The 12,306-nt window shown below is 62.4% G+C and carries 6 protein-coding genes; 4 read left to right on the top strand and 2 right to left on the bottom strand.

Going from position 1 to position 12,306, the window contains the following annotated elements:
- Nucleotides 1–98: 98 nt before the first annotated feature.
- The 4 genes from Q363_RS34770 to Q363_RS34755 all read left to right on the top strand — a co-directional run bounded on the left by Q363_RS34770 (nt 99) and on the right by Q363_RS34755 (nt 7,609).
- Nucleotides 99–887, top strand: coding sequence for a hypothetical protein (locus Q363_RS34770; protein ID WP_157468274.1), 789 nt, complete (start codon nt 99–101; stop codon nt 885–887).
- Between the two features lie 60 nt (nt 888–947).
- Complete coding sequence (locus Q363_RS34765) at nt 948–4,445, top strand: TonB-dependent receptor (protein ID WP_035359707.1); 3,498 nt, start codon at nt 948–950, stop codon at nt 4,443–4,445.
- A gap of 18 nt (nt 4,446–4,463) precedes the next feature.
- A complete protein-coding gene (locus Q363_RS34760) occupies nt 4,464–6,620 on the top strand; it encodes a VWA domain-containing protein (RefSeq protein ID WP_035359705.1) in 2,157 nt (718 codons plus the stop codon).
- A gap of 83 nt (nt 6,621–6,703) precedes the next feature.
- Nucleotides 6,704–7,609 carry a tetratricopeptide repeat protein gene (locus Q363_RS34755; protein WP_035359703.1) on the top strand — a complete coding sequence of 302 codons (906 nt, stop codon included), beginning with the start codon at nt 6,704–6,706 and terminating at the stop codon, nt 7,607–7,609.
- A gap of 13 nt (nt 7,610–7,622) precedes the next feature.
- Here Q363_RS34755 and Q363_RS34750 read toward each other — a convergent pair whose 3' ends face one another.
- The gene (locus Q363_RS34750; protein WP_245632673.1) at nt 7,623–7,814 is read right to left on the bottom strand and encodes a C1orf53 family protein; all 192 of its coding nucleotides are present in this window, start codon (nt 7,812–7,814) and stop codon (nt 7,623–7,625) included.
- Nucleotides 7,814–12,229 carry a DEAD/DEAH box helicase gene (locus Q363_RS34745; protein ID WP_051979771.1) on the bottom strand — a complete coding sequence of 1,472 codons (4,416 nt, stop codon included), beginning with the start codon at nt 12,227–12,229 and terminating at the stop codon, nt 7,814–7,816. Before Q363_RS34745 ends, Q363_RS34750 begins: the two co-directional genes overlap by 1 nt.
- Nucleotides 12,230–12,306: the final 77 nt, after the last annotated feature.

The following is a 12,306-nucleotide window of genomic DNA, read 5'->3' as shown; positions in this document are numbered from 1 at the left end:
GGGCGTGGAGAACGGGACTTTTTTAGGCAGCAACAGCGTCTTTCAGTGGCGAACCGCGTCTGTATCACACAGATTCCGGATTGCAAGGCGGGAACAAAATGAGAACGGGACTGGCACGGTATTTGTTGGCTGTATTGGTGTTGGCGGGGTTGAGAACGGCGGCCGCGCAGGAGGGTCCGGGGCGCGGCGAGATGGCGATGGGCGGCGGGAGGATGATTCGCGGAACAGTAACAGCCGCCGCGGCAGATCACCTCACGATCAAGACCGACGCGGGCGATGTCTATGAGGTCGCCATCACGCCGAACACGCGAGTGATGAAGAATCGCCAGCCTGTGAAGCCCGAGGATGTGAAGGTGGGTGATGGCGTAGGCGCCATGGGTGAGCTGGATGCTCCGAAGAAGACAGTGCATGCGCTGTTCGTCGCGGTGATGGACGCCGAACAGGTGAAGAAGCTGCGCGAGGATCTGGGGAAGACCTACATCACGGGCAAGGTGACGGCGATCGACGATGTAAAGATCACGGTGCAGCGCCCGGATAACGTGAGCCAGGTGATCGAGGTGGACGAGACGACCTCGTTTCGCAAAGGCGGCCGCAGAGGTGCTGGAGCGATGGTGATGGAGAGTGGCGGATCGCCGGTAGCCGTTGAGCAAGGGAGCGCCACACCAGCGCCGGGCGCGAGCGGGGGCGGCGAGAGCATCACACTGGCCGATGTGAATGTGGGAGATGTGGTGGCCGGGCAGGGGTCGATCAAGCATGGTGTGTTTGTTCCGACGAACCTGACTGTAATGCCTCCGGGTGCGATGGGGCCGCGGGGAGGACGTCGCGGCGGCGAAGCGGGGACTACAGCTCCGGCAGTGACTCAGGGAGCTGAGACTCCGAAGCAGTAGCGGCGTTCGATTGTGTGATCTGGCTGCGTTGGTTTTTGCAGGATTTGGAACGAGGTCCTTGTGCAGAGAGTGTTTCGACGTGCGGTGTTTGGGGCTATGCTCTTTGGTTTGGTGAATGCGCGGCTGGCGCAGGCACAAGCCCAGCCCGATGCGGCACCGGCAGCGCCCGCGCAATCTGCTGTGCCGCCTGCTGCGCCTGCGGCTCCTGCTGGCGGAACGATTAAGGGCGTGGTGAAGGCGGGTGCAGTTCCTCTGCCCGGCGTTGCCGTGACGGCGACCAATACGCTTACCGGGAAGAAGTATGCGACGACGACCGATGTGACGGGCATCTTCGCGATGGCGATTCCGCGCAACGGGCGGTACGTAGTGAAGGCGGAGCTTGCGGCCTTTGCCAGCGAGACGAAAGAGGTGCTGATCAACTCGGCCGGTGAGAACGGCGGCAAGCCGGAGCAGGTGGCCGACTTCACGATGCAGCTGGCCTCGCGTGTGCAGCAGCAGGAGCAACAGCAGGCACAGCAGGGAGCGAACGCGCTGGCGGGAGTGTTGGGACGCGGCGTGCAGTCGCTGAGTCTGACGGGCGGCGTGAACGATCTCGCGGATGCAAGCGCCGGAAGCGGCAACGCGGGCGCGCAGATGCCGACGCTGACGGGGCTGGGCGGAGACGCGGCGGCGACCGATTCGGTGGCGGTGAGCGGGCAGATGGGACAGACGAATGGGCTTGCGAACTTCAACGAGGACGAGATTCGTGAGCGAGTGCAGGAGGCGATGACGCGGGCGCGGCAGCAGGGCGGCGCGGCGGGCGATGTGGCCAATGCTGTGGCCGGAATGCTGGGTGGAATGATGGGAGGCGGACCGGGAGGCGGTGGATTCGGTGGTGGAGGAGGAGCGTTTGGAGTACGCGGAGGAGGAGGTCGAGGCGGCAGGGGTGGCTTCAATCCGACGCAGCCGCATGGAGCGATCTTCTATCAGGGCGGCAACGGCGCGCTGGATGCGACGAACTTCTCGCTGACGGGGGCTCCTGTGGTGAAGCCGGCGTACAGCTCGAATCGCTTTGGCATGAGCTTTGCGGGGTCGCCGTTTATTCCAGGCGTGCTGAAGGCGAGTACAAAGCAGTTTGTGTTTTTCAATGTGACGGGACAGCGGAACACGACGCCGCAGAACCTATATGGCACGGTGCCGACGGCTGCAGAGCGGGACGGCGACTTCTCGCAACTGAGCCTGCCGCTCTACGATCCTCTGACCGGGCAGCAGTTTCAGTGCAACGGCACGCTGAATGTGATCTGCGCGAATCGCATCTCGCCGCAGGCTTCGTCGCTGCTGAAGTTTTATCCAACTCCGAATATTCCGGCTACCGGCGAGCAGGGGTATAACTACCAGACGATTACGACGGCGGGGCAGAACTCTCTGAGCGCCACGGGACGTTATGTTCGTAATTTTGGGCAGAATGCGGGTATGGGCTTCGGTGGCTTTGGACGAGGAGGTGGCGGTGGACGCGGCCAGCAGCAGAGCAACGGGCCGAAGACGCTGCGGCAGAACATCAACTTCGGCGGAAGCTACAGTCACTCGGCCTCGGACAACAGAAACATCTTTCTGCCGCTGGGCGGATCGACGGCCTCGGACGGCTATAACGTCTCGGCGGGATACACGATCGGCTATGGCAGGCTGACGAACAATGCGACGGTGACGTGGAACCGCTCGCACGCGACGACGCTGAACTACTTTACGAATGGCACTGTGAATCCGGCAGCTGACGCCGGCGTGCTGCTGGGCAATGCTGCGATTGCGTCCAACCCGTTCTACTATGGCGTTCCGTCGCTGACGTTCACCGGGCTGACGGGACTCAACGAGACGCCTCCGAGCGATCTGATTAACCAGACGATCTCCTTTTCGGACTTCGTGAGTTGGAACCACAAGAAGCATAATTTTCGCTTTGGCGGGGATTTTCGCCGTGTGCACGCCGACAGCCTGACGGCGCCGGGAAATCTGCAAAGTGGTGCGAGCCCGCTGGGTGCGTTCACCTTTACTGGGTACGCAACGCAGCATGCGAACGCGGGAACAGGACCGGTGCCGGCGAGCGGCTACGGATTCGCCGACTTCCTGCTTGGCCTGCCGCAGCAGGCAGCGGTGCAGGCGGGCCTTGAGAAGAGCTACTTGCGCGCAAACGTATGGGACCTCTACGTCAACGACGACTGGAGGATTCTGCCGAACCTCACGCTGAACTACGGGCTTCGCTATGAGTACTTCTCTCCTTACGTGGAGAAGAACGACCGGCTGGTGAACCTGGACCACAACGCGGACTTCACGCAGGTGGCTACCGTGGAGCCGGGGCAGATAGGACCGTATAGTGGAAGCACGTTTCCGCGCTCGCTGGTGAATCCCGACAGGACGATGTTCTCGCCACGCTTCGGCTTTGCATACCGGCCGAAGGGAAGGGTGTTCAAGGAGACGGTGGTGCGTGGCGGGTACGGGATCAACTACAACACGCAGCAGTTCGGAAGCTTCGCGCGGCAGCTTGCGTTTCAGCCGCCGTTTGCGGTGACGCAGACAAACATAGCGAACCGACAGGGCTGCGGCGTGCTCGCGCTGGCGAACGCCTTCAACTGCTCCACTGCGGCGGTGCAGAACAACTACAGCGTGAATCTGAACTACCGGCTAGGCAATGTGCAGGTCTGGAATCTCGACATACAGCGGTCGCTTCCGATGGGCGTGGTGCTGAACATCGGCTACAACGGAGCGAAAGGCGGCGACCTCGATATCGTTCGCGCGCCGAACCGCACGGCTGCGAGCGTGTTGAACCCGACGGCGCAGCCCTTCAATTACGAAGACTCGCTGGGATTCTCGCGGTTCAATGCGCTGAGCATCAACGCGAGGAAGCGGATGCAGAAGGGCGTCTCGCTGCAGGCGACGTATCAGTATGGCCACTCGATCGACAACGCCTCGTCGATCGGTGGCTCGATTGCGGTGCCGGCGCAGAACGATAAGAACCTGGCTGCCGAAGAGGGCAACAGCGCGTTCGACATACGCCACAAGGTTACGGGCAACTGGGTACTTGAACTTCCCTTCGGGCCGAATCGTGCTTATCTGTCGAAGGGCGGCTTCTGGTCGAAGGCACTGGATGGATTTTCGCTCTCCGGTGACTTCACCTTTGCGACTGGCACGTACTACACGCCGCACTATGTCGCGACGGTAGCGGAGACGGCTACGGGAACGAACAACTCGCTGCGGCCGGATCGGGACTTCTCGCAGCCGATCCACGGCGCGGGAACGATTCTGAACTGGTTCAATGCGGCAGCATTTACTACTCCAGCGAATGTATTCGGCACGGCCTCGCGCGGATCGATCGAGGGGCCGGGGACGGTGGCGGTGGATGGCTCGCTGGCGAAGACGGTTTCGCTCGGCGAGACGCGGTCCTTCGAGGCGAGGATCACGGCCAACAACGTCTTCAATACGGTTCAGTACTCGGGCATCGATGCGACGCTGAACTCGCGCACCTTCGGACAGGTGACGTCGGCGGCGCCGATGCGGCGGATCACATTCATGGCGCGGTACCGGTTCTAAACGAATGGCAGGCAGAGCATGATCAAGCGATTGACGGCGGCGATTCTGGTGGTGGCGATGGCGGGCGCGCCAGGGTTGCGTACGGCCGTGGCGCAACAGGACGCGGGAGACGGCACTTTTACCCTGAAGGTGCAGAGCGAAATCGTACTGACGAATGTCGTGGTGCGCGACAAGAAGACGGGCGAGGTGGTGAAGGGGCTCAAGGCGAGCGACTTCACGATCTTTGAGAACGGAAAGCCGCAGAAGCTCTCGAGCTTCGACTACCAGAGCGTCGATGAGGCAGTGGCGCTCAAGGAGAACGCCACGGTCAGCGGCAAGACGCCTTCGGTCGCCGATCTGGTGAATCGCAACTTCGCCGCCGATCCGTCGCAGTTGAAGGATCATAGGCTGATCGTGATGTTCTTCGACCTGAGCAGCATGCAGCCGGAGGACATCGATCGCGCGGTCGAGGCCGCGCAGGACTACATCAACAAGAAGATGCAGCCAGCCGATCTCGTTGCGCTGGTGAGCATGTCGACCGCGCTGAGCATGGACCAGGACTTCACCGCAGACAAGGCCGCGCTGCTGAAGGGTGTGGCGCGGTATAACGGAACCGAAGGCACGGGCTTTGCCAATGGCAATGAGGGCGGAAACTCGGGCGGAACATCGGACGATGCGTCGAGCTTTACAGCCGACGACTCCGAGTACAACGCGCTGAATACGGACCGCGAGCTGTATGCAATTCGAACGATCGCCAAGAGCCTGGAGCGTGTGGATCAGCGCAAGAGCCTGCTTTACTTCTCCGGCGGACTGACCCGGCAGGGCATTGAAAACCAGGCAAGTATGCGCGCGGCGACGAATGCTGCCGTGCGGGCGAACATGGCGATCTACAGCGTCGATTCCCGCGGACTGCAGGCACTGCCTCCTGTGGGCGATGCCTCGAAGGGGAGCTTGCGTGGCACCGCGGCCTACAGCGGCGGTGCGATGCAGAGCCAGTTGGATGCGAACTTCGGCTCGCAGGAGGTTCTGGCGACGCTTTCGAGCGACACGGGCGGCAAGGCCTTCTTCGACTCCAATGACTTTGCTCCTGCGTTTCAGCAGATTCAGCACGATACCGAGGCGTATTACATCATCGGGTTCCGTTCGACCAACACGGCGCGCGACGGAAGCTATCGGCGGCTGACGGTGAAGCTGAACCGCAACGATGTGAAGCTGGAGTATCGCCCAGGCTACTACGCTCCGGCCGACTTCCAGCACCAGAAGACTCAGGACCGCGAGCAGGCGTTGAACGAGCAGATGCAGAGCGGGCTGCCGGCGACCGATGTCGCAATCTACCTGCAGGCGCTTTACTTCCGACAGGAGGATAATCGGTTCTTCGTCCCGGTCTCACTGATCGTGCCGGGGTCGCAGATTCCGTTTGTGAAGAATGGCGACCGCGACAAGGCGAACATCGACGTGCTTGGTCAGGCGAAGAATGCACAAGGCATCGCGGTGGGGAATGTTCGCGACACAGTGAAGCTTGCGCTGAACTCAGCCCAGCAGGTGGAGCGGAAGAACATCCAGTACTCGACGGGCTTTACGCTGGCTCCCGGGCGCTATCACCTGAAGTTTGTGGTGCGGGAGAACGAGACAGGCCGAATGGGAAGCTTCGAGACTGACCTACAGGTTCCTGATCTCAAGAAGATTCCGTTGAAGCTGAGCTCGATTGTGCTGTCGAGCCAGCAGGCGGCGAGTGCCGCGAAGAAGACGGTGAATCCGCTGGTGCGGGACGGCGTGGAGTGGATCCCGAACGTACCGCACGTCTTCCGGCAGGATCAGCACATCTACTTCCTGTACGAGGTCTATGATCCGGCTCGCGTGAAGACCGAGGGTCCGGCGCCGGCAGCGTCGCCCGGGCTGACCCGCCGGCCATCGGGAACGGTCAAGGTGCTGACCAGCATCGAGTTCCTGAGCGGAGGGGTGAAGGTGTATGAGACTCCGCTGGTTTCGGCCGAGGCGATCAACGTGCCCGAGCGCGGAGCAGTGGCGTTTCAGTTCGACGTGCCTTTGTCGCAGCTCAAACCTGGAACCTACGTCTGCCAGGTGAATGTGATCGACGATGCGGGAGGGAGCTTCAGCTTCCCCCGGCTCGCACTGCGGGTGCAATCCCCTGCCCCGGCACCCCCAGCGGTATCGACGGCAACCGCCGCGCAGTGAAATGGAGGTTTCCGCGTGACGGAGTTGTTTGACAGTGGTTGACGTAAGGTGGATGATGTGTTCGTACCTCTCGGAGGTATGCCATGGGCCGATACGTCCGCTCCTCCATCCTTCCAGTCTTCCTCGTAACTTTTCTGATGTTTGGCGTGCCCGCATCTGCGCAGAGGACCGGGTTGAGCCACGAGGAAGCTCGTGCTCTCGATCATCAGAATCCAGTGTGGGAGTCCATTCGCGCCCATCTTCCCGATCCCGGAGTTGCGACCGCGGCCCAGTTGGAGTCCGCTGCCGATGTGCTTCGCGCGCGGCGCTTTCTTGAAGATGCGCTGGACTATTACAACTACGCCCTGCGTCGCGGCGGCGAAGAGGCGCACCTGCTGAACAAGATGGGCGTCACGCAGCTTGAGCTGCGAAATGTCGCACAGGCGCGCGCCTACTTTCAGCGAGTGGTGAAGGTGCAGAAGAAGAACCCGGAGGGGTGGAACAATCTGGGAGCGATCGAATACCTGACAGGCCGTTACGGAAACGCGATCAGCAACTACAAGCGAGCGATCAAGCTGGACAAGACCTCGTCGACGTATCACTCCAACCTCGGGACAGCTTACTTCGACAAGAAAGACTTCGAGAACGCGCGGAAGGAGTATGACATCGCGCTGAAGCTCGACCCGGAGATGTTGAATCATCACGGCACCGTGGGTGTGACGACGCGGATGCTGTCGCCGGAAGACCATGCGCGCTTCTCCTTTGAGCTGGCCCGACTGTACGCGCAGCGCGGAGACGAACAGATGATGCTGCGCTATCTGACGAAGGCCAGCGAGGCCGGGTTCGATGTGCTGAGGGAGATGGGCTCTGATTCGGTGTTCTCGAACTACCGCAAGGATCCGCGGGTACTCTTGCTGGTGCAGAACGCCAAGGAGCTGCGTAACCGGGGAACCTCGCTCGCTCAGGGCGCTGAGCCTCCTCCGCCATTGCCGCCGGCAGAGAAGCAATAGCTCGCCAAGAACCTTACCGGTAGGGGCAGTGACGGCAGCCGGAGTTGCAGCAGTAGCCGCGCTTCAGGTGGTAGGCCGCGGTGAAGACGAGGTAGGGTCCTTCGTAATAAAAGTCTAGTGGAGCGAGCGGCTGCGTTTCGCCGGTGGTGTTGTCCGCCTGAGGAGCGGGGCTGCTGTCGCGGTCGTCGGGATTTTTGATCATCATCAGAACAGCGCAACGCTGGAGGGAGTGGATTGGACTGCGGTTTGAACCGCTGCGAGTTCGACGGGGAGATCCGCGGTCGGCGTCGCCTCATTGCCATGCAGCACGCCGTTACGATAGACGACCTGCCTGCCGGGAATCGCGGGAATACGTTCACCTGGAAGCACGATGCCGGCGAGGTTGGCGGGGTCCGCGGCAGCAACGGAGATGATTGCAGTGCTCTCGCGGGAGCGCGCGGCGCGAAGAGAGTCGGCGGCCTCCGGAAGCGCGTACTGCTCGCCGCCGAAGCCGGTGACGAAGCGGCCGCCGCGAATCTCGCCGCGTGCCTCGAGCCGGCGCAGAATTCCGAGGAGATCGCGCCACTTCGGAGCATTCGATTCGCGCACGAGCAGGTCGCGAAAGAGCACACCGTAGCGAGCGAGAAGCATGCGCGCGTAGGACTCAAGCGCGGCTTCAGTGCGCCGGGCCTGCTCGATCGCGGTGGGCGCAGCATGGATCTCTTCGGTCAGCAGCGACCATCGGCCGGCCGTGGAGCGGACGGGGCGCTTGCCGGGAGCTCCGGTGATTGCCGCGGACTTGCGGCGAGGATCCATGATCGCACGAAGCTGGTCGTAGCCGTCCGCAGCGGCGATCCCTGCGGTAGCAAGCTCCCACAGAGCATGCTGGGCCTGCTGCCGGGAGAGCCCGATGATGCGCTGGATGTCGCTGGCAAAACATGCTCCGCGCTGCTGCAACACGGCGCGGACCTGAAGGGCCTCGGGACTGAGCGACTGTTCGAGACGCGCTTCTTCGATGCGCTCGCGCGCGAGTGCATGCGGGAGCCAGTCGGCGGACTCGCGGATGTAGAAGGTGATGGGCGCGGCATTTGTGGGAACGACGCGTCGGGGCCCGACGCCATCGGCGTTCGACCAGGCCGGGTGCGGTGAGATGCGTCCCCAGCCAACGGCTCCTGAGAGGCACAGAGAGTCGAGCCAGCGAGGATCGTAGTTGGCGACGCGGGCCGGAAGCAGCGTGCGCTCCCACTCGATGGCCGGCGCCTCAAAGCCTTCGAGCTGATGCAGGGCCTCGAGCACGCCTTCCTCGCCGGTGAGCTGCATCTGCGGCGCGAGATGCTGCCACTGGAGAAGCCAGCGCATGTACACCGACGGCGCGACAGGCTCGATCTGCCGGCGCAGCGTGTGCAGCGTGCGGCGATGGATGCGCTGCAGGATGCGGCGCTCGCACCACTCGATCTCATGATCGTCTGCGGGCTTGCTGCGCTCGAATACACCGCGCATCAGCAGGCCTTGCATCTCCATGGCGAGGAAGGCCTGAAAGACATCGGAGGTGGAGAGGTCAAGGAGTTCAGCGAAGGCGCTAGCGGTTGTTGGACCGAGAATCTGCATCCAGCCTTGGACGCACTGGCGAAGGGCCTGCTCTTTTGTAACTGTATCCGTTTCTTTTTCCCGGAGTGCGGCGAGATGCGCGGCTCGTTCTGCGGATGTCCAGAAGCGGACGGTGCCGCAATCGATGGTCTGAGCGCGGCCATTGCTCAGGAGACGGTCGTAGAAGGCGGGCCAGTGGCGGGCCTCGGGGTTCTCCGCAAAGAAGGCTACGGGCAGAGCGATGAGCGAGTGTAGAAGATCGTGCATCTCGTGCTCATCGCGAATATCGGGCCAGCATTCGCGACGGATCTCGTCGATGGCGTTCTGGTCCAGGCGTCCCGCTTCTTCGAGCACGCTTGTGGGCAGCGTTCGTGAGAGCGAGACGGCGCGGGCGCGTCGCTCTTCGAGGCCTGCCTCGTCGAGGAAGGCGTAGGGGTTGGCGTTGAGCAGTTCGTGGGAAAACTGCGAGGGCACCGGCGTATCGACGGCGAGGCAACGGATGCTGCCGTCCTTAATGCAGCGAAGAACTTCGATCAGGCCTTCAAGGTCCATCGCCTCCTGCAGAACATCCTTCATTACCTCATCGACCAGCGGATGAGTGGGAATCTGGATGTCGCCTTCGATGTTCTCGAAGCAGGCCGCGGCCTGCGGGAAGACGCTGGCCAGGAGGTCTTCTGAGCGAGTGCGCTGAATCTGCGGCGGAATGCGCTTGCCTTTGGAGTTTCGCAGGAGTTGCAGGCTGCGGTTAGCCGCCCAGCGCCAGCGCGTCTTGAAGATGGGCGAGGCGAGCGAGGCCTGCTCGAGAAGATCTTTCGCGGTGTGCTCGGTGAGGAACTGGAAGACGTCGGAGAGCGGGAAGCTGTGCTGCTCGGCGAGTGAGATGTTGATGCCGTTGTCGGTCGCTGCGGCCTGCAGTTCGAAGTTGAAGCCGCGGCAGAAACGTTTGCGCAGCGCGAGTCCCCAGGCCTTGTTGATGCGACCGCCAAAGGGTGCGTGAAGGATGAGCTGCATTCCTCCACCCTCATCAAAGAAGCGCTCGGCGATGATAGTGGTCTTCGATGGCACAGCTCCCAGCACGGCGCGCCCTGTAACGATGTAGGAGATCAGCTGTATCGCACCGCTCGCACAGACTCCGCAGTTTTCCATCAGCCATGCGATGGCGGTATCGACCTCGGGATCCGCAGCAGAGATGTAGCCAGGCACAACATTGCGCGTCATCTCTGAGATCGTCGCGCGCAGCTCGCCCACACCATCACACAAGACCTCGGTCCGCTGGGGGGCCTCGCCAAACCAGAACGGAAGGCTAGGAGGTGCGCCGTGCGCATCCTCCACGAGTACGCGGCCGGCGGCCTCGATGCGCTGGATGCGCCAGCTCGCACTTCCCAGAAGCACGACATCGCCCGGTGAAGAATCAACCGCAAAGTGCTCATCGAGCGTAGCGATCTGCACGCCCTCTGGCTGGAGAATCACCGGAAAGACGTTCGTCTCCGGAATAGCGCCGCCGTTGGAGATGGCGATCATGCGTGCGCCGCGGCGCGGATGTAGCTGGCCATGGATGCCATCACGCAACAGGTAGGCCCCGTAGCGTCCGCGGCTGGATTCGATTCCGTTGGCCAGCAGAGAGATGATCTCGTCGAAACGGGCGCGGGTGAGGTTGCGATATGGCAGAGCGCGCGTGAGCATGGCGAAGAGAGCATCTTCCTCCCAGGGCTCTGCACCGCATGCTGCGACGATCTGCTGCATCAAAACATCGATCGGCTCAGGCGGAACTTCAAGCTTGTCCAGCTCGCCGGAGCGCATCTTTCGAATGAGCGCGGCCTGCTCGAGCAGGTCGTCCCGCGTGGTGGCGAACAAGCGGCCTTTGGGAACGGCTCCTCGCCAGTGACCGGCACGACCCACGCGCTGCATGGCAATAGCGACAGAGCGCGTCGTCGATATCTGGCACACGAGATCGACGTCACCAATATCGATGCCGAGTTCCAACGAAGCCGTTGCGACAAGGATCTTGATCTCGCCGCTCTTTAACCGCTGTTCCGCGTCGAGTCGAAGCGCGCGGGAGAGTGAACCATGGTGGGCGGCGACGTTCTCCGGGCCTAGACGTTCGGCGAGGGCAAAGGCGACTCGCTCCACCAGTCGCCGCGTATTGACGAAGACAAGTGTCGAGCGATGGGTTTGCGTGTAGGCGGCGAGCTTGTCGAATATCTCCTCCCACATCTTTGTGGTGAGGACCGAGGTGAGCTCGTCGCTCGGGACCTCGATCGCAAGATCGAGCTGGCGGCGCTGGCCCACTTGGACGATCGTCGCGGGCTTGCGCTCAGGGTGCACTCCGGTGAGGAAGTCGGCGACGAGTTCGATTGGGTTCTGCGTGGCCGAGAGGCCGATGCGTTGCGGTGGAGTTGCGAGGCCTGTGAGCCAGGCTCCGGGCGAGAGGCGGTTCTCGCCGCGAACGAGCGCGTCCAGCCGCTCGAGCGAGAGAGCAAGGTGCGCACCGCGTTTGTCGTCGGCCACGGCGTGAATCTCGTCGACGATGACGGTGCGGACGCGGCGCAGATGCTCGCGCGACTTGCCCGCGGTGAGCATGATGTAGAGCGACTCCGGCGTAGTAACAAGGATGTGCGGAGGATTGCGCAGCATCGCCGCGCGCTCCTTCGAGAGCGTGTCGCCGGTGCGGACCGCGGTGCGGATCTCGGTGGAGAGATAGCCGCGTTCGAACGCCAGCTGCTGAATCTCGCGCAGCGGTTGCTCGAGGTTCTTCTGCACGTCGTTCGACAGCGCCTTGAGCGGACTGACGTAGACGACCTGCGTCGTGGGCGCGAGCGTTCCGGCTATCGCGTCGCGAAGAAGCTTGTCGATGCAGACGAGAAAGGCCGCCAGCGTTTTTCCGCTGCCGGTAGGGGCGGAGATGAGCGTCGCATCGCCGGCGAGGATGCTGGGCCAGCCCTGCTCCTGCGGCTCGGTGGGCGAGCCGAACCGGCGGAGAAACCACTCGGCCGTAACCGGATGCGCCCAGGCGAGCGAGGTCAGGACTTCGAGGGCTTCGGCGGCCTGGAGCATGTTGTATTCTAACGCGAATCTCTTCGATCTTTATTCGCTTGCGTTAGCGAGTCAACAGTCAGCGAGTCAGCCGATGA

Origin of the sequence: Edaphobacter aggregans DSM 19364, assembly GCF_000745965.1 — a bacterium.
Lineage (GTDB): Bacteria > Acidobacteriota > Terriglobia > Terriglobales > Acidobacteriaceae > Edaphobacter > Edaphobacter aggregans.
Note: the sequence above shows the minus strand (reverse complement) of the source record. Positions and strands in the feature narration are given on the sequence as shown.